Source organism: Micromonospora zingiberis (assembly GCF_004331455.1).
Lineage (GTDB): Bacteria > Actinomycetota > Actinomycetes > Mycobacteriales > Micromonosporaceae > Micromonospora > Micromonospora zingiberis.
Map to the genome: position 1 here is coordinate 43,580 of NZ_SJJR01000024.1, position 24,667 is coordinate 68,246.

At 70.8% G+C, this 24,667-nt stretch carries 33 protein-coding genes; 20 read left to right on the forward strand and 13 right to left on the reverse strand.

Going from position 1 to position 24,667, the window contains the following annotated elements; translation table 11 throughout:
- Positions 1-7 precede the first annotated feature (7 nt).
- The 6 genes from E0H26_RS25400 (at position 8) to E0H26_RS30360 (ending at position 4,272) form a co-directional block, all read left to right on the forward strand.
- Positions 8-1,027: an ABC transporter substrate-binding protein gene (locus E0H26_RS25400; protein ID WP_131308000.1), complete on the forward strand. Its 1,020-nt coding sequence runs from the start codon at positions 8-10 to the stop codon at positions 1,025-1,027.
- Positions 1,028-1,087: 60 nt separating this feature from the next.
- A complete protein-coding gene (locus E0H26_RS25405) occupies positions 1,088-1,831 on the forward strand; it encodes an ABC transporter permease (RefSeq protein ID WP_240742360.1) in 744 nt (247 codons plus the stop codon).
- A gap of 77 nt (positions 1,832-1,908) precedes the next feature.
- A complete protein-coding gene (locus E0H26_RS30355; RefSeq protein WP_276320416.1) occupies positions 1,909-2,031 on the forward strand; it encodes a hypothetical protein in 123 nt (40 codons plus the stop codon).
- Positions 2,032-2,117: 86 nt separating this feature from the next.
- Positions 2,118-3,140, forward strand: coding sequence for a CPBP family intramembrane glutamic endopeptidase (locus E0H26_RS25410; RefSeq protein ID WP_131308002.1), 1,023 nt, complete (start codon positions 2,118-2,120; stop codon positions 3,138-3,140).
- Positions 3,141-3,312: 172 nt separating this feature from the next.
- The gene (locus tag E0H26_RS25415) at positions 3,313-4,119 is read left to right on the forward strand and encodes a class I SAM-dependent methyltransferase (protein WP_131308004.1); all 807 of its coding nucleotides are present in this window, start codon (positions 3,313-3,315) and stop codon (positions 4,117-4,119) included.
- A gap of 30 nt (positions 4,120-4,149) precedes the next feature.
- A complete protein-coding gene (locus E0H26_RS30360; RefSeq protein WP_276320417.1) occupies positions 4,150-4,272 on the forward strand; it encodes a hypothetical protein in 123 nt (40 codons plus the stop codon).
- Positions 4,273-4,546: 274 nt separating this feature from the next.
- Here E0H26_RS30360 and E0H26_RS25420 read toward each other — a convergent pair whose 3' ends face one another.
- From E0H26_RS25420 to E0H26_RS25430, 3 genes are all read right to left on the reverse strand, one after another.
- Entirely contained in the window at positions 4,547-5,059 is a 513-nt protein-coding gene (locus tag E0H26_RS25420) for an A24 family peptidase (RefSeq protein ID WP_240742361.1), read from the reverse strand.
- Positions 5,060-5,205: 146 nt separating this feature from the next.
- Complete coding sequence (locus E0H26_RS25425) at positions 5,206-5,484, reverse strand: winged helix-turn-helix transcriptional regulator (RefSeq protein WP_240742362.1); 279 nt, start codon at positions 5,482-5,484, stop codon at positions 5,206-5,208.
- A gap of 213 nt (positions 5,485-5,697) precedes the next feature.
- A complete protein-coding gene (locus E0H26_RS25430; RefSeq protein WP_131308008.1) occupies positions 5,698-6,048 on the reverse strand; it encodes a hypothetical protein in 351 nt (116 codons plus the stop codon).
- 328 nt (positions 6,049-6,376) lie between these two features.
- Here E0H26_RS25430 and E0H26_RS25435 point away from each other — a divergent pair, with 328 nt between their 5' ends.
- From E0H26_RS25435 to E0H26_RS29445, 14 genes are all read left to right on the forward strand, one after another.
- The gene (locus E0H26_RS25435) at positions 6,377-6,925 is read left to right on the forward strand and encodes a hypothetical protein (protein ID WP_240742363.1); all 549 of its coding nucleotides are present in this window, start codon (positions 6,377-6,379) and stop codon (positions 6,923-6,925) included.
- Positions 6,919-7,827: a hypothetical protein gene (locus E0H26_RS25440; RefSeq protein ID WP_131308010.1), complete on the forward strand. Its 909-nt coding sequence runs from the start codon at positions 6,919-6,921 to the stop codon at positions 7,825-7,827. The genes E0H26_RS25435 and E0H26_RS25440 overlap by 7 nt, the downstream gene beginning before the upstream one ends.
- Positions 7,828-7,981: 154 nt before the next feature.
- Positions 7,982-8,584, forward strand: a complete 603-nt coding sequence (locus E0H26_RS25445; protein WP_131308094.1) for an SAF domain-containing protein — start codon at positions 7,982-7,984, stop codon at positions 8,582-8,584.
- A 1-nt stretch (position 8,585) separates the two neighbouring features.
- Complete coding sequence (locus E0H26_RS25450; RefSeq protein WP_131308012.1) at positions 8,586-9,395, forward strand: hypothetical protein; 810 nt, start codon at positions 8,586-8,588, stop codon at positions 9,393-9,395.
- The gene (locus E0H26_RS25455) at positions 9,392-10,780 is read left to right on the forward strand and encodes a TadA family conjugal transfer-associated ATPase (protein ID WP_131308014.1); all 1,389 of its coding nucleotides are present in this window, start codon (positions 9,392-9,394) and stop codon (positions 10,778-10,780) included. Before E0H26_RS25450 ends, E0H26_RS25455 begins: the two co-directional genes overlap by 4 nt.
- Positions 10,771-11,685 carry a type II secretion system F family protein gene (locus tag E0H26_RS25460; RefSeq protein WP_131308016.1) on the forward strand — a complete coding sequence of 305 codons (915 nt, stop codon included), beginning with the start codon at positions 10,771-10,773 and terminating at the stop codon, positions 11,683-11,685. The genes E0H26_RS25455 and E0H26_RS25460 overlap by 10 nt, the downstream gene beginning before the upstream one ends.
- Entirely contained in the window at positions 11,682-12,578 is an 897-nt protein-coding gene (locus tag E0H26_RS25465) for a type II secretion system F family protein (RefSeq protein WP_131308018.1), read from the forward strand. The genes E0H26_RS25460 and E0H26_RS25465 overlap by 4 nt, the downstream gene beginning before the upstream one ends.
- 69 nt (positions 12,579-12,647) lie before the next feature.
- Complete coding sequence (locus E0H26_RS25470; protein WP_131308020.1) at positions 12,648-12,839, forward strand: hypothetical protein; 192 nt, start codon at positions 12,648-12,650, stop codon at positions 12,837-12,839.
- 5 nt (positions 12,840-12,844) lie between these two features.
- Positions 12,845-13,333, forward strand: a complete 489-nt coding sequence (locus E0H26_RS25475; RefSeq protein ID WP_131308022.1) for a TadE family protein — start codon at positions 12,845-12,847, stop codon at positions 13,331-13,333.
- On the forward strand, positions 13,330-13,794 hold the full coding sequence (locus tag E0H26_RS25480; RefSeq protein WP_131308024.1) for a TadE/TadG family type IV pilus assembly protein: 465 nt from the start codon (positions 13,330-13,332) through the stop codon (positions 13,792-13,794). The genes E0H26_RS25475 and E0H26_RS25480 overlap by 4 nt, the downstream gene beginning before the upstream one ends.
- The gene (locus tag E0H26_RS25485; protein WP_131308026.1) at positions 13,773-14,246 is read left to right on the forward strand and encodes a pilus assembly protein TadG-related protein; all 474 of its coding nucleotides are present in this window, start codon (positions 13,773-13,775) and stop codon (positions 14,244-14,246) included. Before E0H26_RS25480 ends, E0H26_RS25485 begins: the two co-directional genes overlap by 22 nt.
- Positions 14,247-14,273: 27 nt before the next feature.
- Positions 14,274-17,090, forward strand: coding sequence for an AfsR/SARP family transcriptional regulator (locus tag E0H26_RS25490; RefSeq protein WP_131308028.1), 2,817 nt, complete (start codon positions 14,274-14,276; stop codon positions 17,088-17,090).
- The gene (locus E0H26_RS25495) at positions 17,087-17,980 is read left to right on the forward strand and encodes a DUF2637 domain-containing protein (RefSeq protein ID WP_131308030.1); all 894 of its coding nucleotides are present in this window, start codon (positions 17,087-17,089) and stop codon (positions 17,978-17,980) included. The genes E0H26_RS25490 and E0H26_RS25495 overlap by 4 nt, the downstream gene beginning before the upstream one ends.
- Before the next feature lie 152 nt (positions 17,981-18,132).
- Positions 18,133-18,294: a hypothetical protein gene (locus tag E0H26_RS29445; RefSeq protein ID WP_165521983.1), complete on the forward strand. Its 162-nt coding sequence runs from the start codon at positions 18,133-18,135 to the stop codon at positions 18,292-18,294.
- A 71-nt stretch (positions 18,295-18,365) separates the two neighbouring features.
- On the opposite strand, the gene E0H26_RS25500 is transcribed toward E0H26_RS29445, so the two are convergent.
- The 10 genes from E0H26_RS25500 to E0H26_RS25545 form a co-directional block, all read right to left on the reverse strand.
- Positions 18,366-19,022, reverse strand: a complete 657-nt coding sequence (locus tag E0H26_RS25500) for a hypothetical protein (RefSeq protein ID WP_131308032.1) — start codon at positions 19,020-19,022, stop codon at positions 18,366-18,368.
- Positions 19,023-19,207: 185 nt separating this feature from the next.
- Positions 19,208-19,603, reverse strand: a complete 396-nt coding sequence (locus tag E0H26_RS25505) for a hypothetical protein (protein WP_131308034.1) — start codon at positions 19,601-19,603, stop codon at positions 19,208-19,210.
- A complete protein-coding gene (locus E0H26_RS25510) occupies positions 19,600-20,265 on the reverse strand; it encodes a hypothetical protein (protein WP_131308036.1) in 666 nt (221 codons plus the stop codon). The genes E0H26_RS25505 and E0H26_RS25510 overlap by 4 nt, the downstream gene beginning before the upstream one ends.
- Positions 20,265-20,681 carry a hypothetical protein gene (locus E0H26_RS25515; protein ID WP_131308038.1) on the reverse strand — a complete coding sequence of 139 codons (417 nt, stop codon included), beginning with the start codon at positions 20,679-20,681 and terminating at the stop codon, positions 20,265-20,267. Before E0H26_RS25515 ends, E0H26_RS25510 begins: the two co-directional genes overlap by 1 nt.
- Positions 20,682-20,706: 25 nt before the next feature.
- A complete protein-coding gene (locus tag E0H26_RS25520; RefSeq protein ID WP_131308039.1) occupies positions 20,707-21,039 on the reverse strand; it encodes a hypothetical protein in 333 nt (110 codons plus the stop codon).
- On the reverse strand, positions 21,036-21,431 hold the full coding sequence (locus E0H26_RS25525; protein ID WP_240742365.1) for a hypothetical protein: 396 nt from the start codon (positions 21,429-21,431) through the stop codon (positions 21,036-21,038). Before E0H26_RS25525 ends, E0H26_RS25520 begins: the two co-directional genes overlap by 4 nt.
- A gap of 163 nt (positions 21,432-21,594) precedes the next feature.
- The gene (locus E0H26_RS25530; RefSeq protein WP_131308041.1) at positions 21,595-22,221 is read right to left on the reverse strand and encodes a hypothetical protein; all 627 of its coding nucleotides are present in this window, start codon (positions 22,219-22,221) and stop codon (positions 21,595-21,597) included.
- Position 22,222: 1 nt separating this feature from the next.
- Positions 22,223-23,209, reverse strand: a complete 987-nt coding sequence (locus E0H26_RS25535; RefSeq protein ID WP_131308043.1) for a DUF932 domain-containing protein — start codon at positions 23,207-23,209, stop codon at positions 22,223-22,225.
- Positions 23,210-23,384: 175 nt separating this feature from the next.
- Positions 23,385-23,957 carry a hypothetical protein gene (locus tag E0H26_RS30155; RefSeq protein WP_240742366.1) on the reverse strand — a complete coding sequence of 191 codons (573 nt, stop codon included), beginning with the start codon at positions 23,955-23,957 and terminating at the stop codon, positions 23,385-23,387.
- On the reverse strand, positions 23,954-24,619 hold the full coding sequence (locus E0H26_RS25545; RefSeq protein WP_240742367.1) for a hypothetical protein: 666 nt from the start codon (positions 24,617-24,619) through the stop codon (positions 23,954-23,956). The genes E0H26_RS30155 and E0H26_RS25545 overlap by 4 nt, the downstream gene beginning before the upstream one ends.
- Positions 24,620-24,667 lie beyond the last annotated feature (48 nt).

The following is a 24,667-nucleotide window of genomic DNA, read 5'->3' on the forward strand; positions in this document are numbered from 1 at the left end:
GTTCGTTATGGGACGCATGATCAGCCGCCGGAGAGTGCTCGTCGGCGGGGCCGCTGCCCTGGCGGGAGCGGTGTCGGCCTGCGGTGGTACGCCCCGGGCGGGCGACTCGTCCACGGAGAAGGTGAAGGTGTTGACGGGGGCGGGTTTCCAGGGCCGGGAGGCGCCCCTGCTCGTGGCACGAGCGGAGGGGTGGTTCCGGGAGGAGGGGATCGATGTCGAGGTGCTGCCGGGTAAGGGCAGCGGGGAGAACCTGAAGCTGTTGGCCGCCGGTGAGGTCGACGTCGCGACGTTGGATGTCAGTGCGGCGATGATCGAGGCGAGCAAGCCCGACGGGATCCGTGACTTCCGGCTCACCACCGTTCTGCACCAGCGGAACCTGGCCTGCTTCGTGGCCCTGTCCTCCAGCGGTATCAAGGTGCCCCGCGACTTCGAGGGCAAACGGTTGTCCTACCTGCCGGGCGGGATCAACTACGTGCTGTTCCCGACGTACGCCCGCCTGGCGGGCTTCGACCCGTCCGGGGTGAAGTGGGTTGGGAACCCGGTGGCGCCGCAGCACGCGGCGTTGCTCGCTGCGCGGCAGGTCGACGCGATCAGTCAGTTCGTGCCGGCGGTGGAGTCGGTGAGGTCGGTGGCCAAGCAGGATCTCGTGGTGTTCCCGTTCACCGACTACATCGGTGATCTCCACGGGTCGGCGATGGCGGTGTCCACCACGACCGCGCAGCAGCGTGCCAATGTGGTACGCCGGTTCAACCGGGCCATGTTGCGCGGGTTGGACTACTGCATGCAGCAGCCCGAGGCGGCCGGCACGGTGTATGCCGGGCAGCCGGAGACGCAGGGCCAGCAGGCCGCACTCGCCACCGCCGAGCTGACCGCGTTGAAGGGCTACGTCACGCCGGTCACCGACGGGCGGGTAGGCCACTTCGACCTCGGCCGGGTGGCCCGCAACATCGCGATCCTGCACGCCGCCGGTGCCCTCGGCCGGGGACTGACGCCGGACGACATCATCGCCCCCGACCTCGCCGGCTGACCCAAGACCGAACCTGTGACAGACCTTCTAGCTTCGTTCGCCGGCCGTCTGAGGGCGGCCGTGGCGGGGGTTGTCGCGCCGCTGACGGGCATGGTCGGGCTGGTCGCCGCGTGGTGGGCGGCCGTCGAACTGCTGGACGTGGCCCCGTACGTGGTGCCGGCACCACCAGCGGTCGCCGCCGCGATCCGGGACCAGCCCGGCTACCTGCTGCACCACGCGGGCGTCACCCTCGCCACCGCGATGGCCGGCTACGGGCTGGCCATCGCCACCGCCGTGGCACTCGGAATCGTCCTCGCGATGTCCCGCCGCCTCGCCCAGGCGGTGACACCGACCCTGCTGATCCTCAGCACCATCCCGAAACCGGCCCTGGTACCGGTCCTGATCATCGCACTCGGGTTCGGCACCGGCCCGAAGGTCGTCCTGGTCTGGCTGATGTGTTTCCTGCCGATCGCGTTGGCGACCACCGCCGGGCTCACCGCCACCCCAACCGAACTGGTCGAGCTGGCCCGCTCCCTCACCGCCTCCCGCTGGCGGACCTTCGCCACGATTCGCCTACCGGCCGCGCTGCCACACCTGTTCTCCGGGCTGCGGATCGCGTTGCCACTGGCCCTGATCGGCGCCGTCGTGTCCGAGTTGTTCGGCGGGCTCGCCGGACTCGGCGTCGTCATCCAGAACGCCGGCACCCGCGCCGACCTCGCGTTCGCCGCCATCACCCTGCTCGCCGCGATGAGCACCGCCCTGTTCGGGCTACTCACCCTCACCACCCGCGCAGCCGCCCCGTGGGTCCGCGACACCACCGCCTGACCCATCGCGGCCCGTCCGTGCCGAACCCTGTCACCGCCCTGCCGTCAACAACTCACCCATCCGAGCCGGAAGTCTTCGTGCTGACCCTCATCATCACCTGCGCCGTTCTGCTGGCAGAGCACCACTCCTGGCTGTCCCAGGCCGCCATCGTCATCCGCTTCACGATCACGGTCCTGCTGAAACACCTGGGCGACCTGTGAACCCTGGCCCGCCCGCCACTGCCAGGAGCCCGGACGCACTCGTGACGATCCCCGCTCAACCACCATCTACCGAGGAACACCACTCAATGCCCATGCACATGCCGCCGGCCGGGACGCCCTACCACCGGCTCACCACGCGGATCCCCCGATGGCGGACGCTGCTGGCACTGGTTGCCGTGCTGATCGCCACCCAGGTCGCGCCGATCCCCGCCATCCTGCTCAGCCGACGGCTGCTGCCCGAAGGGCTACCGATCCTCGGCGACTTCACCCCGTTGGCGCTGTCGCTTGTCGCGATCGCCTGCATCCTGCCGGTGACTCTGCTGATCATCCGGGTGGGCGAGGGCCGACGCTTCGGCACCCTGGCCAGCGTCACGGGCCGCCTGTCCCGGTGGTTGCTGGCCGTGTACGGCGGACTTGCGGCGATGTGTCTCGGGATGGTGGTGGTCATCGGCACCACCGTCATGATCGCCGTGGCCCTCACCACCACCACCAGCCCACCGGAGCGGACAGGGACGCCGACGCTGGACGGCATCGGCGGGCGTCTGTCTGTGCTGCCGATCCTGCTGTGCCTCATCGTGGTCCAGGTCACGGCGGAGGAGGTCGTCGCCCGTGGCGTGATCCTTCAGGCTGTCGGCCGCCTCACCCGTTCACCCTGGCCTGCCATCGTCGTCCAGGCCGCCGTCTTCACTGCCCTGCACGGTGCCGGTGAGCTGTGGGGAACGGTGAGCGTGCTGGTGGTCGGTATCGCGCTCGGCTGGATCACGGTCCGCACCGGCGGTTTGGAAGCCGCTCTCGCCTTCCACATCGTCGTCAATGGTCTGGCGGGGTTCTCGGCCGTGGTCTTCGGCGCTACGAGCCCTACCGACAACGCCGTCGACGGGTCCTGGCCCCAAGCCCTTGTTATCGGCGGGGCCGCCACCGCCTATGTCCTGTTCGTCAACGTGCTGATCCGTCCATTGGAAATCACCACCACCGTCACGGACCCGCAGGTCACCGTGGCCTCACACTCGGCGGCGCCCTGCCACGACGAGCAGCACCACCTACCGACCAGTACCCCACACGTCATCAACGCCGACGCGCCGGCATCCCCAACCGGGGGGAAGCCATGACGAACGTCTGCGGTAGCCGGGTGTGAAGCCGCCTTCGCACATGATCTTGATCCAGAACGCCGGCACCCGCGCTGATCTCGCTTCGCCGCCATCACCTGCCGCGCGGCGGCCCCGTGGGTCCGCGACACCACCGCCTGACCCTTTGCCCCTACACACCCCCCAATGGAGCGTCATGTCCACGTCCGGTTACCTCTTCCAGGACAGCCCAGCCGCCGACAGCAGTGGCGGCGCGGTGATGCTCGACGCGCTGGCCGGCACCTACGACCCGATCTCCCGACAGCGGATCCGCCACGTCGGCGTACGAGCCGACGCCCGCTGCCTGGTCATCGCCGTCGGCGCCAGCAGCATCGCCGCGACCCTCGCCGAAATGGCCCACAAAGGCGAGGTCACCGCGACGGATCTCGACCTGACCCCGTGCCGCCGGCACCCCCGCGTCAAGCTACTCCGCCACAACATCGTCACCGGCCCACTACCACCAGGCCCCTTCCACATCATCCACGTCCGTCTGCTCCTCGGGCACCTCCCGCCGGACGAGCGGGAGGCAACCCTCGACCGGCTCGTTGACGCGCTCGCACCCGAGGGCCTGCTGGTGGTGGAGGAGTTCGAGCCGACCTGGCAAACCTCCGTGCTGTCCGCCCCCGACCTCGACGAGGCTGACCGCCTCTTCGGCGCCTACCACCAGGCGTTCCAAGCCGCTCTCGCCGGGTCCGGTAACGACCCCCGCTGGGGACGCCGCGCCCACCACGCGCTGCGCAGCCGCGGACTGTCCGTCGACACCGAGGGCATCACCAGGACGTGGGCGGGTGGTAGCCCCGCCTGTCTGCTGCCGCACGCCACCGCCGGAGTCATCCGTGACCGGCTCATCGCCACCGGCATGCCCGGCCCCGACATCGACGCCTTCCGGCGGCTCTTGCTCGATCCCGACCTGATCGTCAAGAGCAACCTTGCGCTGTCCCACATCGGACGCCGCGCCGGCTGACAACCGCCACTGGATTCGGGCCGGAAGCTCGTGCTGATACTCGTCATCGCCTGCGCCGTCCTGCTGGCAGAACACCACTCCTGGCTGACCAAAGCCGCCAACGTCATCCGCTTCACGATCCCGGTCGTGCTGAAACACCTGGGCGACCTGTAACCCCCCACCGAACCTCCGATAGCTTGGCGGTAGTCACCACCGGCTCGCCCGCCCCTCCCAGAAGCAGGGGCGGGCGAGCCCGTGGCCTTGCTGCTGCGCCGTGCCTCGGGGCAGCGGGCACAAGAACGCAAAGGGTCGCGGTACGTAGTGGCGTACGGCCGCCGATCGGAGCCGTATAGTCGCCTACGACCCGTCAGGCGATCGGCTTGGCCCGGCTTCTTCGCTCCAACCGGCTCATGCGGCTTGCGGACAACGGCGCCGTCGGCGTCAAGTTCTAGGAGCCGAATACGACCGCCACAAGCCAGCCCGCGATGAGTGCCGGCCCCAAAGGCATCGGGTCTGGGGCACGCCCGCGTCGCGTGGCGACGGCTAGAACGGCTTGCAGGCTTAGGCCAGCGATGAGGCCGATGCCTGCCGTCTGCCAGCTCAACCAGCCGAGGTTGAATGCGATGGCGCCTGTCAGTAGGACATCACCGAGGCCGAGCTGACCTGGCAGGGCCAAGGCAAGGCCAAGCATGAGAGTCGTGGCGATGATCCCCGCGATCGCGGATTGCACGAGTGGCCCGATGCCGCCGCCGGTTACCGTCGCCGCGATGAAGAACGCGGCGGACGAGCCCCAGAGCGCGCCGGTGAGGCAGTGAGGTAGCCGCCGGCAGCGCACATCGATGATACTCAGCGCTACTCCGACAACCGCGAAGATCCAGAAGGCCGGTAGGGTGACGCTCACGGGTAGCGCGGCCCCGATGATGGCAGCGACGCCGCCGGTTCCGGCGGCAGTGGTGATCACGGATCGTGGGTGGGTGGCAGCACCGCCAGCCCACCAGCGTTCGGGTAGGCGTACTCGGCCGGTGGGGGGCATGCTGTGGGCGAGGGCGGCCATCGGCGCGCCCGCGATCACGCCAGCGAGGCCCAGTCCTGTCGAGGCGACACCACTCACTGAGTTGGTGGCTGAGCCGTGCCGCTGGTCCGGTGTTGCCGGCTCCAGCGTCGGATCTGGGCGAGGAGGTCAACGAGTTCCTCGCCGCCGGTGGTCAGCCGGTAGTCGGCGCTGTCCGTGTCGTGGTGGTGCTTCACGAGGCCCTCGGCGCAGAGGTGGTTCAGGGTGTCGGTCAGCGTGCGGGCGTGCACGGTGAAGGGGCTGATCTGGGACACCGTGTGGTGAAGTGTGGAGTAGCGCGTTGGTCCGTCGTGCAGGACTGTCAGGATCGCCACGGACAGCTTCCGTTTAGCGAGGAGGCTCAAGAGGTGTTCGAGTTCGTTCGTCAGCGCTACTCACCTCCCCCCGAACGCCGAGCGCGTGACACAACGTGAGCACAGTCTATGTTCTCACGCAAACCTCAAGCGACCGATCTTTCACGCGCTGTTGATTCATAAGGGGGACCGGCTGCGGCGGCGGGCTCTGTTCGAGGTGCAAATCGCTACAATTCAAGCCATTCCGGTCTTGGTGCTGTGGATGGTTGAGTGGTTCGCGGCCGGGGCACGTGAGGCCAACCACTGACGCAGCCGGAGCAGATGGCCGATGATCGCTTCACCTTTGGCGGTGAGGCGAAAGCGGGTCTCGCCGTGGGGTTCGTCATCTAGGGTGCCGCCGGACGGGATGGTCACGAAGCCCTCGGCGGCCAGTGCCCTCAGCAGTGTGGTCGGGCGCGGTGACGCGGCGGCGATCCGCGTGTAGCTGGCGGTGCCACCGCTGGTGTGCATGGCGAGCAGTACCTCGTACGCGCCGCGTCGCGCCAACAGGGTCAGGGTTTGCTCTGTGCGATCGTGGTCGCCCATTTCTGGTTCCGCCTTTCTCGCGACCACAATTTTCCGGAAGCGTAACCGTGATCGACGCTAACTGATCTGTCGGGTAAGCGACTCTCACTGCTGAGGCGTTCGGGCCGCACTAGATCAGCGTTACCCGAACGCACGTACCTTGACGCGCGTGCATTTCATGGCCGTCAAGGCGCGTGTCCGCAGGTACGCACGTAGACATCCCCGTGGGGTGAGGGTGTAAACACGACTGGTGACCTTGACGCGGCCGGTGCTGCGGGGCCGGCGTCGAGCCTCGCAGAGCCGGTTGGCCCAGCAAGGTCGTCCGTCGGGATCGGGGAGGTAATGACTGGTGTTGAACCGTCAGCTTGTGGCGTTGCTCGTTGGCGTGTCGGTGCTGCTCAGCGCGGCGTGCAGTTCCGGTGAGCCCGGCGGCGGTCCATCTACGACTCAGCCTGTGGCGCCGTCTACCGCGCCCAGCCTCGGACCGGAGGACGTGGCTGAGGGCGATGCGGTGGCGGCGTATCGGGGGATGTGGGACGCCTTCGTGGAGGCGGGCAAGGTGTCTGACCCTGATGCTCCCGGCTTGCGCAGGTTCGCTTCTGACCAGGCGCTCAGGCTGATTGTCAGTTCCCTTCACACCAATCGGGAACAGGGGAAGGTCATCAAGGGTGACCTGGTCCTTGATCCCCAGGTCACCGAGGTCAAGCCCGCTGAGTCCCCCACGGAGGTGACGGTGCTGGACTGCGTCGATTCGACCAACTGGCTTGAGTACAAGGTCTCCGGCGGGCTCTGGGACGACGAGCCCGGTGGCAAGCATCGCACCACCGCCACCGTCAAGGTCACCGATGGCACGTGGAAGGTCAGCTCGTTCATCTTGGAGGAGCCAGGGACATGCTAGGCCGAACGCACCCGCTGATCCTCGCCGTCATCATCGGACTCCTCGGCAGCATCGTCTTGGCGGTGCCGGCCTTCGCCGGTGGTGGGGCAGGCGGTGTGCAGTGCAGCAGGAACGACCCTCGGCCGGTCTGCGACGTGAACGCCGGTACTCCCGGCCAGCCTGGCAGCCCGACCGGTGGCGGTGATGGTGGGGGCAGAGGTGGGGACGGCAAGTGCCGCAACCCGTCCGGGGAGGAAATCCCGTGCGAGCGCGACGGGGCATGGGCCGGAGCGGACGGCTGCTACTACGCGCCGACTGATCCGTCACCTTCCACCATCGAGGCCCTGGGAGGGCAGCCAGCGGGTGACGGCGGTTGGTACCGGCAAGTCTGCTACGGCGACAACACCTCGTTCGGCAGCGTGGTGTGGATTGCCGGTGACCCGCCGGTGGTGTCTGCGGCGGTGCTAGCTCGGCAGGCGCGGGCACGTCTCAACCTTCCGAGTGTCGTGATCAGCATGAACCCGCCGGGTGACCAGCTCGTCAATCTGCCGGTCTGGCTGGCGCTCGAACAGGGGTCGTGGCGGTCGCAGTCGGCGACGGCCTCGGTTCCGGGTGTCTCGGTCACGGCGACGGCGCGGCCGGTGGAGGCGACCTGGTCGATGGGCGACGGGGCGACGGTGACGTGTGCCGGGCCGGGGACGGCGTGGTCCTCGGGTACCGATCCGGCGAAGGCGTCGCCCGACTGCGGTCATGTCTACCGGCGGTCGTCGGCTGCCGCGTTGGGCGGGCGCTACGCCGTCACGGTCACGGTCACGTGGGAGGTGACCTGGGCTGGGGCGGGGCAGTCTGGCACGGTGCCGGGGTTGACCACGACGGGGCAGGTGCAGGCCCGGGTCCAGGAGTCACAGGCGGTCGTCCGCTAGGCCACAAACCAATCATTCGAGCGCCGCATCCTGAGGAGGACACGTCATGGCGCTGGATTCCGTGCGCCCAAAAACAGGGCGAGAAGATCGCCCGGCGGCGGCTGCCGTCCGCGCCGGGCGAGGGCCGTGGCGGGCGGCCCGGCGGCGTCGCCGGTTGCCGTTCGTCGCGCTCGGCGGCCTGCTGGTCATCGTGTGCGTGCTGGCCTATGCCTACGGCGCGGCGCAGCTCGGCGACCGCGTTCAGGTACTCGCGGTGGCGCGGCCGGTGTCGGCCGGGCAGGCGATCACGGCTGCGGATCTCAAGCAGGTCTCCGCCGCCCGCGACTCGGAGGTGAGGTTGGTACCGGCGGCGCAGGCCGTGGAGGTGGTCGGTCGGACGGCGGTGGTGCCGTTGGTGGCCGGTACGTTGCTGACGCCGGAGGTGCTCGGCGACGCCGCGTTTCCGCCGGACGGGCAGGTGACTGCCTCGGTGGCGGTGAAGCCAGGCCAGTATCCGCAAGGGCTCGGAGCGGGGGCGCGGGTGGCCGTCTACGTCTCGGCTACCGCGCGGGATGGCGGTCAACCGGTTGCGACGCCGACCTCGGGGCAGGCAGGCCCGGCCGAGTTTCCGGCGGTGGTGCTGGGTGTGGATCTCGCGGGTGACGGCCAGGGCTCGACGGTCATCACGCTGTTGTTGAAGGCCGCCGACGGTCCGCAGTTGGCGGCGGCTCCGCCCGGCGGTGTCGTGCTGATGCAGACCGCGCCGGGAGGGAACTGACGTGCCTCTGGTGGCAGTGACATACGCGAAGGGGCGTCCGGGTGCGACGACGACGGCCCTCGGGTTGGCCGCGGTGGCACCGGAGTGGGCGCGGCCGGTGGTGGTGGAGTGCGATCCGGCGGGTGGGGATCTGATGCGCCGTCACCGGTTGGCGGCGGTGCCGAGCATCGTGGACCTGGCCGCCGTCGCCCGAGGATCGACGAATTCGGCGGATGTGTTCGCTGTCGCGTCGCAGCCGGTGGCGGTCGCGGAGGTGGTGGTGCCGGTGGTGGTCGCTCCGGCGGGTGGGGCGCAGACCCGTGCGGCGTTGCCGGAGTTGACCGGTAGCGGGCGGGCGGTGCTGGCCGCGCCGGATCGGGTGGTGGTGGCGGACTGCGGCCGGTGGGGGCCGGGGTCGCCGGTGTGGCCGGTGCTGCGTGGCGCAGATGTGGTGCTGGTGCTGGCACGGGCGGACGCCGACGAGGTGGCGCATCTGCGGGAGCACCTGGGCGAATTGATCGATGCGGGCGCTGGCCGGTTGGTGGTGCTGCTCGGCGCGGGCGGCGCGTACTCGACAGCGGACGTGGCGGATGTCCTGGCGGCCCACGTCGGTCAGGAGTTGGCCCGCGACCCGGAAGCGGTGACCGTACTTGGTCCACTGCCGCCGGACCGTCGCTCGGCTGGGGTGCTGAGCGGCGAGTTGATGGCGGGGCGGCGTTGGCGCCGGCTGCCTCTGATGGAGGCGTACGCGCGACTGTGGGCCGACCTCGCCCCGCATCTGCCCGTCCTGGCACCGCAGCACGACCAACCGGCCACGGAGGCGAGGCCATGACCGGCCCTTTTCTGCCGTCTTCGGCCACGGGTGAGTCCGACGAGGTCGCGGTGGTGCGACGCATCCGCCGGCAGGTCGCCGAGACACTCACCCGGGCGACCCGGGCGCACGAGACGGCCACCGGCTCGCCGCTGCCCGCCGACGAGCGCGCGGCAACGACCCGCCGGTTGATCACGGAGGCTCTGGATGGGTACGCGGCGGAGGAGATGAACGCCGGGCGTGCGCCGCTGCGCCCGGATGTCGAGTCGCGGGTGGGTCGGGCGGTGGCGGACATGCTGCTCGGTGCGGGCGGTCTGCAACCACTGCTCAATGACGGGCGGGTCGAGGAGGTCAATGCCAATGGCTGTGACCAGGTGTTCGTCCGCTACGCCGATGGCAGCCGCGCCCAGGTCGGGCCGATCGCGGACTCCGATGCGGAGATGGTGGAGCTGATTCGGCGGCTGGCGGCTGACGCCGGCCGCGCCGAGACCGGCGGTGAGGGTGCGGAGGAACGCCGCTGGGACCGGGCCGCGCCGATCCTGAACTTGCAGCTGGCGGATGGCTCGCGGTTGCACGCGATCATGTCGGTGACGAGGCGTCCGGCGCTGTCGATCCGCCGGCACGGCTACGTGAAGGTCACGCTGGCTGATCTGGTGCAGCTCGGCACCGTGAACCCGGTGCTGCGGGAGTTGCTGGCCGCTGCGGTGCGGGCACGGTTGAACGTGCTCATCGCGGGGCGGGTCGGTGCGGGCAAGACGACCCTCCTGCGCGCCCTCGCGGCGGCGATCCCCTTCAACGAGCGGATCGTGACGATCGAGGACACCTACGAGCTGGCGCTCGACGCGGACAAGGCTGTGCATCCGAATGTGGTGCCGTTGCAGTCGCGGGAGGCCAACGTCGAGGGCGAAGGCACGATCGACATGAGCAGCCTGTTCCGTTCGGGACTGCGCATGTCACCGGACCGAGTCATCGTCGGGGAGATCCGCGGGCACGAGGTCATCCCGATGCTCAATGCCATGTCTCAGGGCAACGACGGCAGTCTCAGCACGATCCACGCCTCGTCGTCGGGTGGGGCTCTCAAGAAGCTCATGCTTTACGCCGCGCAGGCACCGGAGCGTCTGGCCCCGGCCACCACCAATCTTCTCGTTGCCGAGTCCGTGCACCTGGTCGTGCACATGGGGCTCACCGCCGACGGCAGTGGCCGGGTACTGACCTCGGTGCGGGAGGTGGTCGACGCGGACGGGCTGGCCGTGTCCAGCAACGAGATCTTCCGCCCCGGCCCGGACGGGCGGGCGGTGCCCGGTGCGCCGCCGTCGACCGGGCTGCTGTCGACGCTGGCCGAGTACGGTTTCGACGCGGCATTGCTCGATGACGCCCGCGCCGCCCCGGGTGGGGGGTGGGCGTGATGGTGTTGACGGTGCCGCTGGCGGCCCTGCTGGGGGCCGGAACCGCGTTCGGGTTGGTCCTGCTGGCCGTGGGCCTGTCGCGCCGGGACGCCGGGCCCGACGACTCCGGATCGGACCTCGATACGGAGTCGTGGCTGTCGAGGCTCACGGCGGCCCGTGGACAGGTCGACCGCCGTCGGGTAGCCCTGTGCCTGGCTGCCGGTGTGGTCGTCGGTGTGGTGAGCCGCTGGCCGGTCGCGGCCGGTCTGGCAGCCGTCGGGGCGTGGGTGCTACCGGCCGTCATCGGCCCGGACCGGGACCACGCCCGGCGGGTGGCCCGGATCGAGGCCATCGCCACCTGGACCGAGGCGTTGCGGGACAACCTGTCCGGTGCGGCCGGGCTGGAACAGGCGATCACCGCCAGCGCGATCGAATCGCCGGAGCCGATCCGCGACGAGGTGACCCGCCTGGCGGTACGCCTGCAGCGCAGTTGGCGGCTACCGGACGCGCTGCGGGCGTTCGCCGCCGAGCTGGCGGACCCGACCGCCGATCTCGTGGTCGCCGGACTACTGATGGCCACACGCGGCAGCGCCGGGCAGCTCGGCGACGTGCTGGGCGAGCTGGCCGCGTCCGCGCGGGCGAAGGTCGCCTCCCGGCAACGTGTCGCTGCCGCCCGCAACCGCAACCGCACCTCCGCGCGGGTCATCGTGGGTGCCACCCTCGGCATGGCCGGGCTTCTCGCCGTGCTCAATCGCGGCTATCTGGCGCCGTTCGACACCCCGGTCGGTCAGCTCGTGCTCCTGGCGGCCGGTGGCTGCTTCGGAATGGCGTTCGCATGGCTCGGCCGGCTGATGCGCGACCGCGACACCGCCCGCGTCCTAGCCGGCGTCGCGGCCCCGGCCGAGTCGGAGGCGGTGCCGACATGACCGGCCTCGTGCTGCTGGCCGGGCTCGGCACCGGCATCGGGTTATGGCTGCTGGTGGTGGGCTGGTTCCCCCGCCCACCCCGGCTGGACAAGGCCCTTGACGCCGCCTCCGGGCTCGACCGCACCGACGACGTTGCCGAGGCCCGGCCTGCCGGCTGGTCGGGACGGTGGGGCCGCCCGGCGGTGCGGTGGCTGCGCCACGCCGGGTTGCCTCTGGCCTCCACCCGCCGTGACCTCGCCACCATCGACAAGCCGATCGACGTGCACCTGGCCGAGCAGGCGACCGCGACGGTGTTCGGGCTGCTGCTGCCCCCGGTCGCCGCCGGGCTCCTCGCCCTCGGTGGTGTCGGTGCCGGCCTCGCCGTACCGGCCGCCGCGTCGCTGCTGCTCGGCGTGGTCGGGTTCCTCGCCCCGGAACTGTCGGCGCGATCCGAAGCGGCCAAGCACCGGACAGCGTTCCGCGACGCCCTCAGTTCGTTCCTGGACCTGGTCGTGATCAGCCTCGCGTCCGGGGCCGGGGTGGACCAGGCGCTCGACGACGCGGCGAAGGTTGGCTCCGGCCCGGCCTACACCGAGCTGCGGTACGCGCTGGCCGAGGCGCGGCTGGCCCGGGTACCGCCGTGGGACATCCTGGCCGCCCTCGGCCGCCGCGTCGCGGTCGCCGAGTTGCAGCAACTCGCCGCCACCGTCGGGTTGGCCGGCACCGAAGGGGCAAAGGTCCGCGCGTCACTGCGTTCCCGCGCCATCGCCCTACGCGCCCGGCAACTCAGCGACAACGAAGGCGAGGCCAACGCCGCCACCGAACGCATGGCCCTGCCGATCGTCGCTCTGTTCGCCGGCTTCCTGATCTTCCTCGGCTATCCCGCGATGGCCGCCGTCCTCGGCGGCCTTTAGAGGCAGGCACACCACATTCACCAATCCCGACAGCCACGACACTCTGTACCGCATTGGAGGAACACCGCAATGTCCGCACTCGTCACATACCTGGCCGCTGAGCTGCGGCACCGCTGGCAGGCGGTACGCGACACCAAAGACGGCGGCTACTCCACCGAAGCCGTCCTCGTCACCGCCTTGCTGGTGACCCTGGCCATCGTGGTCATCGGCATCATCGCGGTGAAAGTCGCCGGCAAGGCCAACAACATCAACCTCGGCTGACACCCATGGTGCCGACCATCCGGGAGCACCGCGCCGAGCGCCCGCCCTCCCCGGCGCTCGGCGCGGCCGGCCGACTCCGCGCCCGCTGGCGGCAGGTGACCGCCCGCCCTGACTCAGGTGCCGCTACCGCCGAGCTGGCCATCGCGATGCCGCTGCTCCTCCTGATGGTCATGTTCGTCATCCAGGCCGGAGTGTTCATGCACGCCACCCACGTCGCCCAGAGCGCCGCGACCCGCGCGGCCAACACCGCCGCCGGCTACGACTCCAGCGCCGCCGCCGGCCGCGACGCGGGCGGGCAGACCCTCGCCGCCATCGGCAACGGGGTACTCAAGGACCCGTCGGTGTCAGTGACCCGCACCGCCACCGAGGTTCGCGTCGAGATCGTGGGCCAAGCCGCCACCGTGGTCCCGGGCGTGCGATGGACGGTCCGCGCCACAGTGGTTCGGCCCACCGAGCGCTTCGTCCCGCACGCAGCAGACGGGTCCGTCCCATGACCCAGACAGGAACGCGGGCCGGGCTGATCCAGCGATGGCGGCGGCTGGCTGATGATGACCGGGGGGCGAGCACCGCCGAGGCGGCGCTGGCGACCCCGCTGCTGGTCGCCATGATGCTGTTCGTGGTGCTCTGCGGCCGGCTGGTTACCGCGCAGATGGACCTCGACGCCGCCGCCAGCGCCGCAGCCCGGTCCGCCTCGCTCGCCCGCACCGACGCCGCCGCCCGCGCCGAGGCCGACCGCACCGCCCGGGAAACCCTCGCCGGCCGAGGCGTGGTCACCTGCCAACAGGTCACCGTCACCGTCACCACCGGCGGACTCCAACCCGGCGGGGCGGTCACCGTGACCGTGGCCTGCACCGTTCCCCTATCCGACCTCGCCCTGCTGTCCGTCCCGGGCACCCGCACCGTCACGGCCACAGCGACCTCCCCAATCGACGTATGGCGTGGAGGCCCCTCGTGACCCCACCTCATGCCCGCCGCTGGCAGCGACTACGCGAACGCTCCGCAGACGACTCCGGTCAGGTGACCGCGTTCGCGGTCCTCATGACCGTCGCCCTGCTCGCCGTGGCCGGTCTGGTCCTCGACGCCGGTCTGGCGCTCACGGAGAAGGTCCGCGCCCTCGACCTCGCCCAGGCCGCAGCACGAGCCGGCGCACAGGAACTCGACCTGTACCAGTACCGCACCCGCAACGTGGCCCAACTCGACCCGACCCGCGCCGCCACGGCAGCGCGGGCGTGGCTGGTCTCGGCCGGCGCCGATGGCGAGGCCACCGCGACCACGACCACGGTCACCGTGACCGTGCACCGTTCCAGTCGTACGCAACTCCTGCAGATCATCGGCGTGCGGCAGCTCGCCGTATCCGCGACCGCCACCGCGACCGCCGTGCAGGGCGTCACCGCCCCCACCACCTGACCACCCCGTTCGGAGAGGACAATCAGCATGTCCCGCGCCTTCGCCGTCGTCGCCCGGACCCTGCGTGCCCTGCTCGCGCTCGCCGTGCTGACCGGCTTCACCATCGGGGTGCCGTGGCTGCTGATCGTCGCCGTCGGCTGGCCCCTCGACTGGATCGGCTGGCCCCACCCTGGCGCGATACCGAGCCTGGCCGACCTGTCCGGCGCTCTCACGAGTCCATGGTCCGATCACATGGTCCTCGCGCTGCTCGCCACGATCGGCTGGCTGCTGTGGGCACAGTTCCTCCGCGACACCACCATCGAGATCATCGAAGCCCTGGCCGTCGCGTCCGCCACCCGGCGGGGCTCGACGCGCCCTCGCCCGGGGCGACGTGGCCCAATCCGTTGGGTCGCCGCCGTCCTCGTCGGCGCGATCGTGGGAGCCGTGCTGGTCGACGCCGCCCGCGTCGTTACCACCAGTCCGAGTGCGGCTGCGTCCGATGCCGCCGCCCGCCGCCCGGCCGTGGCCGTCGCCTCCGCACACACCGGCACCCCCGCAACCCACCACCACGGCCCGCGTTCGGCGCTCACCGTCAGCATGTCTGCCTCCAGCCCGGCCGCCACCAGCACCGCCGTACCCCTCGCAGCCCACCGGAACAGCCCCGCCGCCGTCCCCGATTGGGCGCAAGACGCACCGGGCGGGACACACCAGGTCGTCGCCGGAGACAACCTGTGGGACCTCGCCGCGAACCATCTCGGCGACCCGCACCGCTGGCGGGAGATCTACAAACTCAACCGGGGCCACGAACAAGCCAACGGTTATGCGCTCACCGACCCGGACCAGATTCACATCGGTTGGATACTCGCCCTACCCGCCCGCAAGGTCACCCCGGCACCCGCCGCGCCCGGCACCGACATCAGCACACCGGAGGCCACCGAGGCGGCCCCACCCACGCCACCGGCCACCGTCACACCGCCCCCCAGCAGTCCGGAGCCGAGCACGCCGACACCACACACCACCGCCCCGAGCGCACCCAGCGACGCAGACGAGGCCACGACGCCCGCGCCGGACACCGAGCCGCCCCAGGACGAACCACACGACGAGCCCGGCATCGCCCTGCCTGCGCAAGGGTGGATCAGCCTCGGCCTGGCCGCCGCCATCGCCGCCGTGGCCGCCCTGCTCCGCCTGCAACGACGCCGCCGCGCCCGGCTCACCTTCGGCCCACCAGCCACCATCGCGGCGCAACCCTCCCCGCTGCCGTCGTCTCTGGCCCGCCTCGACACGATCGGCAGCCGCCACCTCCGCACCGGCAGCGACCACCGGCCCGCCGCACCTGCCGTGCCGGCCCCGGTCGGCATCGACACCGACGCCGCCGAGGTGAGCCTGTTCCACCTGCCCGGCCCCGGCATCGCCCTGCATGGTCACGGCGCGATACCGGCGGCCCGTGCCATCCTCGCCGCCGTCCTCACCACCAACGCGACCGAGACCGCCGTCCTCCGTCCCGTGGTCGTCACGACCGCCGACCTACTCAGCCGACTTCTGCCTGAGGACGCCCAGGCGGTCGGGCTGGACCCCGACGGCACCGCCTACGACGGAGAACGACTCGTCGTGCTCGCCGACACCGCCGCCGCCATCACCCACGCCGAAGAGGAGATGATCGGACGCAGACGGCTGCTGGACACCTTCGACGCCGAGACGATCACCGAACTCAACACTCGTGAGGATCACGCCGAGACCCAACCGCCGTACGTGCTGCTCATCGAATCCACCCGCCGGCACGCCGCCCGCCTCCACGCCGTCGCCGCCCACCGCACGGCGCTGGACCTCCACCCGGTCATCCTCGGTGACCACGACGCCATCCCCACCGCCGAGATCACCGCCGAGGGCGGCGTCACCAGCGACACCCCGTACCCGGTGGCGCGGCTGTCCACCCTCGGCGCAGGCGACCTCGCCGCCATCCTGACCATGCTCACCGACACCTTGGCCCGGCCTGAAGCCGGCACTGACGTCGACGACCCGCCCACCGAGACCTCGCCAGCCGCGGCGCCCAGCGAGGCGACCGAGCCGATACCAGCCCAGCCCGACGCCACGGCGGCCCTGGTCCGCCTCCAGGTGCTCGGTCCGGTCTCCGTCGCCACTGCCGCCGGCCCCATCGCCACCGGGATGCGCAGCGGCTCCTACGCGATCCTCGCCGTCCTGGCCGCCCACCCCGCCGGCCGCACCCTCGACCAGCTCACCGCCGACCTGCACCCCGACATCGACCCCGCCGTCGCGGTCAAACGCATCCGCACCGACATCACCACCGCCCGCCGAGTCCTGCGCACCGCGACCGGCCACGACGAGCCCATGTTCATCGTCTACGACCCCGCCACCGGCCGATACCATCTCGATCCACAGACCGTCACCGTGGACCTCTGGCAGATGCTCACCGCCATCAACCACACCAGCGCCACCGACGACGAAGCGGATGCGCTTGCCGCGCTGCGCCGCGCGACCGACCTGTACGCGGGTGACTTCGCCGAAGGCCACGACCACCCGTGGGCCACCGACTACGCCACCAGCTACCGCCACCACATCCTCACCGCGTACGCCCGTATCGCGGAGATCCTCGAACCCGACCACCCCGATCAGGCGGTTACGGCGCTCGAACGTGCCGCCGACCTCGACCCGGTCAACGAGGAGCTGCACCAGCGGATCATGCGGATCCACGGCCGGCAGCAGCGCCCCGACGCCGTGCGGCGCACGCTGCGCCGGTTGGAGGAACGCCTGGCCGACCTCGGCGACGCCGAACCGTCACAAGCCACCCGCCGGGTCGCCGAACGCCAACTCCGACCCGTCGCCCCCGTCAGCGGAGCACGGCCATGACCAACGCCCAGCTCATCCGGATGCAGTGGGCGGTACGGGCGACGCTGGCCCTCGGCGTAGCGGCCTCGGTCACCGCGAACATCCTGCACGCACAACCCAACCCGATCTCCCAGACCATCGCGGCATGGCCACCCCTCGCCCTGCTCATCACCGTCGAGCTGGTCACCCGCATACCCGTGCACCACCGCGCACTCGGCGCTATCCGGATCGTTGCCGCCACCGCCATCGCCGCCATCGCCGCGTTCATCAGCTATCACCACATGGTCGGAGTCGTCGCCCGCTACGGCGAAACCGGCACCGTGCCCTACCTCCTGCCCCTCTCGGTGGACGGGTTGATCATCGTCGCGTCGGTCTCCCTAGTGGAACTAGCCGCCCGCCGCCGCGAGGCCGAAAAGACACCGGCGACACCGGCCACAGCATCGACCGCACCCGCCGCCCCAGCGTCGGTAGAGCAGCCGGCGAACCCAGGTGACGCCGGACCAGCACGCCCGATTCCGACACCCGAACGTCAGAGCGCCGACGCCGACACGCCACACCTCGAAGTCGTACTCAACCCCGACCACCGCCCGACCGCCGACCCCAGCGCGGAGGGCACCAGGCTCCACCATGATCCCGACAGTGCATTGCACGAGGATGACGTCCCCGACGTCGAAGACGACACGAACGAAGACGTCGACCTCGCTGCGGATCTCGTGCCGCTCCTGCCCGCCGCCCGCACCGCCCGCGACCAACTGGTCCGCGACGGTCACACCGTCAGCCGCGATGCCCTCGCACGCCGGCTCCGCCACAACGGCCACTCCATCCGCAACAGCGGCGTATCAGAGCTACTCACGGCCCTTCGACAGGAGACACGATCGGTCAACGGTTCCCGCCCCACCGCCCATCTCTAGTGAACCCGGCTTCGTCGCCTTCCTCGAACATCTGGCGATGTCTCCGACCCGACCCGCGACGACGGCCGGTCTTGATCGCCGCGTGGAGGTCGGCGTGGATAGGCCGGGGTGCCCAACCGGGCACCGCGCCGAACTGTCAGGAGGAACCACACATGACCGAGCAACCAGCCACGCGCCGCACGGTCGAGATCGACGCCGACGTGTACGACGTGTTGGAGCGCACCGCTGCCAGCCGGGACACCGACGTCAACGGTGTGCTGCGTTACCTGATCGAGGTGCCGACGCCTCGGGCTGCTGCCGACGACGAGGACTGACCAGCGCGCAAGACAGTGTCGCCCGGTCCGCGATGGCGGACCGGGCGACTCTCGTCGGTGCTCCTGCCGGGCTACTCGCGGGAGACGCTGCTCGCGTCGGCGGCAGCGGCGAGCAGCCGTTGCGCGGTGCGTTCAGTGATGTTGAGCTGCCGGGCGAGGGTCACGCCGAGCCCGCGCCGGTCCTGCCCGGCGGCGTCAGCCTCGGCCAGCAGCGTGATAGCGGCGTGGAGCCGAGGATCGTCGGCGTATGGGTGCGGTTTGCGGGCACCGGTCGTGCCAGGAGTACGGCCCGTGGATTGCCGGCCCGTACGGGCATCCGCGACGGTCCACACCGTGCGCCGGAACCACAGGCGGCGGACCCGCCCGTCCGACAGTTCCTCGACCCGGTCGGGGTGGTGGAGCAGGGTGTCGGGCAGATTGCGGTACGAGGCGTACCCGAGGACCCTCGCCGCCGCGCCCGACCCGAGGAGGTCCTCCGGGTCGCCGCGGCGGTCGACCTTTGTCAGCTCGGCGCGTTTCGCCGCCAGGTGAGCCGTGTGGAACGCCTCGATGTCGTCGAGCCAGAACCACTGCCTGCCGTCGTGCGCGAAGCTGTGTGGGAAGCCGAAGCGGGCGCGGTGGCGGTGCCAGTGGTTGACGGTGGTGTAGGCCGCACCGGTGTGCGCGGCGACTCCGATCCGGTCGAGTGCGGTCCGTCCGTCGATGACCTGTCGTGCCACGCCGTTCATCCTCCCCTCCGGATAACTGTTGGCGCCCGAGTGGTCGAGGTGGGTGTGACTCGGGCCGTAGGATCGGCCCCACGCCTGTCTCGGGTAGGGCGGTCGTGTGCCCGTAGGTGGCCCGGGTGGGCGAGGTGGCCGGTCGGGGTCGCAACGCACCCTCGGGTGTGCCCGCCGGCCACCGACCCACCTCGTTACTCCCGTGGGCGCAGCACCTTCCACGCCACCTGCGCCATCCGGTCGATGCGCAGGGCGGCCAGTTTCGCGCGGGTGGCGGGTTTGAGCGCGTCGTAGACGGTCAGGATCGCACCGGCGGTGGTCGCGTCCACCAGCACCCCGTCGATCTTGCGGCAGTTGCCGCGTTTCGCCTCCCGCAGCAGCTCGATGACGCGGGGGTCACCCGCTGTCGCGTCGTCGGGAAGGGCGTCGATGTCGGCCAGCCCTTCGCAGTCGGGGCAGGTCACGAGGTGTGGGTCCTCGGTGACGCGGCTCAATGGCACGTCGGCTGCGCCGCACACCGGCCCTATCCGGCGGCGGGCCTTCGCGTGAGTGGAGGCGGGCCACCCGTGCCGCCCTGTGGTGTCGGTCATGGTGCCTCTCCCGCCTGGTGGGTCCAGATGCCGAGTGGGTGGCCGGGGGCGATGCGTCCTCGGCTGGGGGCGAGGGTGTCGAACACGTCCGAGTACCTGTCGTGGAGTTGGCCCCGGGTTCGCATCAGGTGTTTGCCTCGGGTGAGCTTCGCGGGCATGGCGTCGGCCACTCGGCCGATCAGCCCATACAGGTCGCGGGCCTCGATGTGGTCGGCGCAGCCCTGGCATGCCGACCAGCGTTCGCCCCATGCCTGGGTGAAGGCGTGCTCGGTGTCGGTGCGGCGTACCCGCGCCGCGTGGTGCCGAGACTGGTAGTCGCCCACGGCGACCACTCGGGCGGTGACGCGGCGCGCGTCGGTGACCTGGTTGGCGCACCGGTAGATCCAGGCGGCGTCGGGTGCGGTGCAGAAGTCGCACTCGATGATCGGGTCGGGGATCTCGGTGACCGGTGTGGGCTCGGGGCGGTGGTCGCTGCGGTGGCCGCGCTGCTCGGCGGCGTGCAGGTACTCCACGATGATGCCCAGGTCGTTGAAGCGGATGTTGAGCGCGCGGCGGCAGCGACGGCAGTAGAACGGCTCCGGGACCGGCGCCGTGTTCGTGTGGGGCGCTACCGCCTCGGGGAGACGAGCGGATTCCTCGGGATGCGGGATGTGCGGTGGCATTACTGGTCGCCTCCGTCCTGGTTGCGGTGGTGCGGCCGAGCGGGGTTGGTGGGGATGAGTGTCAGTCCGAGGCGCAGGCTCGCGAGGTCGACCAGCCGCCGTAGCAGGCTCGCGGTTCCGGTGCTGAGGTCGGCGTCGTAGTCGTGGGCGATGCGGCAGGCGTCGCGCACCGCCTCGGCCGCTTTGGTGAGCGCGGCCTCCAGGGCGGCGCGGTCGTCGGCCCGGGTGGCTCGCTTGACGATCGTGGCCGGGTAGGTGCGCTCGTCGCCGTTGGGGAAGCGGAGGGTGTAGCGGCGGGCGTGGGTGGTGTGTGGGGTGGAATAGCGGACGTCGGTGACAGTGCCGAGGCGGTACTCGACCGAGTCGGAGGGCTTGGTCACCCGGGCGGTGTCGCCGTACTCCAGGGATCGGTACATCACAACTCCGTTCAAGGGGTGAGGGCTAGCTGATGGGGTGGTCGATCTCGCCGCCGCCGTTGACCTCGAAGGCGATGAGGCGGTCGTCGGTCTCGGTGGTGTCGGCGTGCAGGTAGAGGTCACTGGCGCGGCGTTTGACGCCGATGGAGACTCCGTGCACGTCGAGCACCACGTAGGCGGTGCGGTCCCCGGGCCCGCCGGGGTAGACGCGCAGGTTGAGCCGGCCGATCACCTCGGCGCAGATGGGGTCGACCGGGCCGAGCAGGGCCAGCGCGCCCGCGAGTTGCGGGCCGTTGAGGGTCCGTTGTCCGTCGCCGAGACCGTCGGTGTTCTCCGATGGGTCGGTCCAGGGCGTCATGCCGGCCGCCCCTCGTCGGTCGCGGGCTTGTCGCCGGGTGGGGTGGGTGGGAAGGCGGGGAGGATGCTGGCGAGGGTGCTGCCACTCGGGTCGTCGGTGATGGCGGCGCAGGCGATGAGCGCGACTCCGGCAGCGGCGGCTTGGGCCGGGGTGTACCGCACGCGCACGGTGCGGGTGCCGTCGAGGGTGGTGGCGCGGACCTCGACGCGGCCTCCCTGCCAGGTCGCGACCGGCAGCCGCTCGTCCGGCACCGCGTTGACGGTGCCGCGCAGCGCCTCGCGCAGTGCGGCGCGCAGGTGCTCGCGGCGGCGGGCGGCGGTGGCCTCCCACCTCGACGCCGCCTTCTCGTGGGCGGCGCGGTCGTCGCCGGTGGGCGACCGCCGCGCGGGCATGGAAACGTTCGGCGTTGCCGGTGGCCTGGGCAAACTCTGCGGCAAGGTCGAACAGTCGGTCTGGATTCATCCGGATACTCCGTCAGCGAGTCGAAGGGATGTCGCCGGTGGTGCCGCACGGCCCGGGGGTCGGACCGGGGCCGCGCGGCACCCGTCGCGGCGGTCAGGGGTGGGCGGCCGGTGGCCCGGCGGCACCGTCGGGGGTGGCCGGTTGCCCGGCGGTCCCGTTCGTGGCGAACGGTGGGGCGGCCTTTACGTGGGGTAGGCCGGGATCGAGTTTCTGGCCGCTGCGGTCGAGGCTGAGCGCCCCGTACGCGGTCAGGTGCGCGCCCACGGCGAGGGCCTGCGCGCCGGTGAGCAGCACGACGAGGCGACGTGCCTGCGTGTCGTGGACGTGCATCTCGACGTGGCCGTTGGTCAACGGCCGGACCGGCAGGAACCGCTCCACCTGCCCCGCGTGTGGCAACGCCGCCCAGATGACTCCCACCAGGGCCGTCCACTTCTCGTTGACGAGGGCGTCCCACTGTTCGGCGCGAGTGGTGAGGGTGGCGTGTTCGGCTTGGGTGGCGGAGTGTTCGGCCATCGCGCGGGCGACCTCGGCCGCCGCGAAGGCGGCGCACACCTCGTTGGCCAGCTTGATCACCGCCTCGGCGGTGGGCACCGGCGCTTGTGCGACGGTCGGCTCGGTGGTGGGCTGCGTGGTCTCGCTGGTGGTGTCTGCGGTACCGGTGGCGGGGTGTCCGCCGGTACCGGGGCCGGGCGCGCTGGCCCGGCCCCAATGCCGGCCCACCTCAGACCGCCAACAACTCGAACGCGCGGGCCTTCAGGTCCGCACCGGCACCGGTCAACGCCCGCGTCGCCCGCACTCGGTCGGTCTTGGCCGGAGCGAAGTGGTCCACGTACTCCGTGATGGCCTGGTATCCGGCCCACCGGGTGCCCTTGATCGCCTTCTGCGTGTCCGCGTCCCGGATCAAGTACCGCAACGTGTTCGTGCGCTGCTTCGCGTTGTTCTTCGCGGCGTCCGAGGCGTCGTCCGCGAGGGGCCACACCTGCGCGATGACCTTCTCGAACTCGCCCATGGTCAACGACTCGTTGATCATCTTCTCGGCTTCGGTCTCGAAGTCGGCGAACGCCTTCCACATCAGGCCGAGGGCCTGCCGCGCCTCGGCGATCTTGCTGGTGACGTTCGAGGTGTGCCGGAACGTGTACGAGCTGCGCGACCGCTGGTAGGCGAGGGCTTGGGTGTTCGCGCACACGATCCGCACGGGGGTGGCGTCGAGGCGAAGCGCGGCGGTGCCGTCGTGGCTGGTGGTGGCCGCGAGGTAGAGGTCCATGTCGTCGACTCCGGCGATCCGCATGGCCTGTGGCAGCTTCATGGTGACGAACACCGAGCGGCCCTTGCGCATGGAGCCGGCGGTCTCGAAGTGCGCGCCGGAGGCGTCGACCAGGAGGTTGAGGGTCTCGGCGACCTGCTCGTTCTGGACCACGCTGTAGTCCTCGCCCACCACCCCGAGGTACTCGGTCTCGCCCGTGACGGGGTTGGTGCGAACGGTCATGTACTTGTCGGGGCAGTCGACCTTCGTCACACCCTTGTCGGTGACCTCGATGCCCTGGAGGGCGATCTTGCGGACCTCCCAGCCGCCGAGCCACGCCTTGCTCATGACCTCCTGCGCGGTCATGCAGGCGTCGGTGACCGTGCCGAGCTGATGCCAGGCGGTCAACCGCGCGGAGGCGAACGCCGTCTGGCCGTTCGCGAACGTTTCGAGTTCGTGTGCCACGGTGGCACCCCTTCCTAGGTCGTGACATTCGGGTGAGCGGCGGGCCGGGGGGTCGCAATCCCCCGGACCGCGCCGCCAACAACAATGTTTCCTACCTCCATGCGTCGATCAAGGCGATCGGATGGAGTCGATGGAGGTTTCTACGGCGAATCTGACGCCCGCCGCCGGGCGTGGCCTACCGGGTGTCGGTGGCCGGGCGTAGCCGCCCGTCCGGCCCGTACGGATAGGTGTGGACGGTTTTGAACGGGGCCGGTAGGTACACGGTGAACCCGTGTTCGGCAATGAACCGGGTCCGGTAGGCGCGGGTGATGCCCAACAGGTACCGGTCGGGTTTGTCACCGTGGGACCCCGGCGGGATGGTGCCCGCCCCGGGCCGGTCGGCACGGGCTCGCCGGTGCCGACCGAGCGCGATGTGCGGGCACAGCGACACGGCGGCGGTCATGCACTCGGGATGCCCCGGCGGGTCCGAGTAGCGCATCAGCTCAGCCGCGCGAGGGCCGCCGAGGAACGCCACCCAATACCCCATCGGCTCACCGCACAACGAGCACCTTCGTTCGACCGCGAGGCGGGTCGAGACAGTGGTGTTGATCGTGGTGAAGTCCACATGCGAACCGCCACCGGTCGCGTCGGGGTGCATGTTGACCGGCGGGATGGGCAGGCCGCGCCGCGCGTCGTGAGGACGCGCGGCCAGCGACGCGGGGATGCCGGGCACGTCCCCGGGAGGTCCGGTGGGCGAGGTGCGGGTCACGACGCACCGGCCGCACGGCCGGTCCGGGCGTCGGTCACGGTGAAGTACGGAAAATCCGACCGTAGTACCGCGTGTGCCTGTGCCCATTGCGCCTCGGTCAGACACAGGGTCACCGGTTCAAGATTCGCGCCGGTCATCGTCACGGCCATGACGCCCGCCTCGTCCGCCGAGTCGAACACCGCCACCCTGTCGCCCCCGGCGACCATGAACACGCGCGTCTCGTCGGCGGGCCGGGACACCGGGGCGGTACGGCGGTGCTCGGCCAGCCACCGGCCGACCACCTCCGCCGGGTCACCAGTCAGCGTGCCGGTGTCATACGCCTCGTTATCGAGCCACACGAGGTGATCAGCGACCGTCCAATCAGGGTGGATGAGCCAGGACTGCCGGACGGCCTGCCACATGGTCAGCCGCGCCGGTACCGGTACGCCGATCGGTGCGGCCGGTCGCGAGCCGTTCGGGCCGGGCACCGGGCATAGCGGGGTGCCGTCGTGGTGGGACGTGGCCGGGCGCGAGGCGAATCCGTCGAGGGGCCAGCGACGCGGCGGCACGGGCTGGGCGGGTTCGCCGCATTCGGGGCAGCGCAGCGACCCCGGCGCGACCGCCGGGCCGTGGGCGTGGTTGGCCTGGTGGTAAGGGTTGGGTTGGTCGTGGGGGGTGGTCATTGGTCTGTTCCTTCCGTTCGTTGTGGGTGGGCGTGCGGGTGCCGGGGC

Excerpts from the sequence above, each read along its gene's own strand:
- E0H26_RS25400 (WP_131308000.1), top strand. The coding sequence starts at position 8 with ATGGGACGCATGATCAGCCGCCGGAGAGTGCTCGTCGGCGGGGCCGCT.
- E0H26_RS25410 (WP_131308002.1), top strand. The coding sequence starts at position 2,118 with ATGCCCATGCACATGCCGCCGGCCGGGACGCCCTACCACCGGCTCACC.
- E0H26_RS25415 (WP_131308004.1), top strand. The coding sequence starts at position 3,313 with ATGTCCACGTCCGGTTACCTCTTCCAGGACAGCCCAGCCGCCGACAGC.
- E0H26_RS25430 (WP_131308008.1), bottom strand. The coding sequence starts at position 6,048 with ATGGGCGACCACGATCGCACAGAGCAAACCCTGACCCTGTTGGCGCGA.
- E0H26_RS25440 (WP_131308010.1), top strand. The coding sequence starts at position 6,919 with ATGCTAGGCCGAACGCACCCGCTGATCCTCGCCGTCATCATCGGACTC.
- E0H26_RS25455 (WP_131308014.1), top strand. The coding sequence starts at position 9,392 with ATGACCGGCCCTTTTCTGCCGTCTTCGGCCACGGGTGAGTCCGACGAG.
- E0H26_RS25465 (WP_131308018.1), top strand. The coding sequence starts at position 11,682 with ATGACCGGCCTCGTGCTGCTGGCCGGGCTCGGCACCGGCATCGGGTTA.
- E0H26_RS25470 (WP_131308020.1), top strand. The coding sequence starts at position 12,648 with ATGTCCGCACTCGTCACATACCTGGCCGCTGAGCTGCGGCACCGCTGG.
- E0H26_RS25475 (WP_131308022.1), top strand. The coding sequence starts at position 12,845 with ATGGTGCCGACCATCCGGGAGCACCGCGCCGAGCGCCCGCCCTCCCCG.
- E0H26_RS25480 (WP_131308024.1), top strand. The coding sequence starts at position 13,330 with ATGACCCAGACAGGAACGCGGGCCGGGCTGATCCAGCGATGGCGGCGG.
- E0H26_RS25485 (WP_131308026.1), top strand. The coding sequence starts at position 13,773 with ATGGCGTGGAGGCCCCTCGTGACCCCACCTCATGCCCGCCGCTGGCAG.
- E0H26_RS25490 (WP_131308028.1), top strand. The coding sequence starts at position 14,274 with ATGTCCCGCGCCTTCGCCGTCGTCGCCCGGACCCTGCGTGCCCTGCTC.
- E0H26_RS25495 (WP_131308030.1), top strand. The coding sequence starts at position 17,087 with ATGACCAACGCCCAGCTCATCCGGATGCAGTGGGCGGTACGGGCGACG.
- E0H26_RS29445 (WP_165521983.1), top strand. The coding sequence starts at position 18,133 with ATGACCGAGCAACCAGCCACGCGCCGCACGGTCGAGATCGACGCCGAC.
- E0H26_RS25500 (WP_131308032.1), bottom strand. The coding sequence starts at position 19,022 with ATGAACGGCGTGGCACGACAGGTCATCGACGGACGGACCGCACTCGAC.
- E0H26_RS25505 (WP_131308034.1), bottom strand. The coding sequence starts at position 19,603 with ATGACCGACACCACAGGGCGGCACGGGTGGCCCGCCTCCACTCACGCG.
- E0H26_RS25510 (WP_131308036.1), bottom strand. The coding sequence starts at position 20,265 with ATGCCACCGCACATCCCGCATCCCGAGGAATCCGCTCGTCTCCCCGAG.
- E0H26_RS25515 (WP_131308038.1), bottom strand. The coding sequence starts at position 20,681 with ATGTACCGATCCCTGGAGTACGGCGACACCGCCCGGGTGACCAAGCCC.
- E0H26_RS25520 (WP_131308039.1), bottom strand. The coding sequence starts at position 21,039 with ATGACGCCCTGGACCGACCCATCGGAGAACACCGACGGTCTCGGCGAC.
- E0H26_RS25525 (WP_240742365.1), bottom strand. The coding sequence starts at position 21,431 with ATGCCCGCGCGGCGGTCGCCCACCGGCGACGACCGCGCCGCCCACGAG.
- E0H26_RS25545 (WP_240742367.1), bottom strand. The coding sequence starts at position 24,619 with ATGACCACCCCCCACGACCAACCCAACCCTTACCACCAGGCCAACCAC.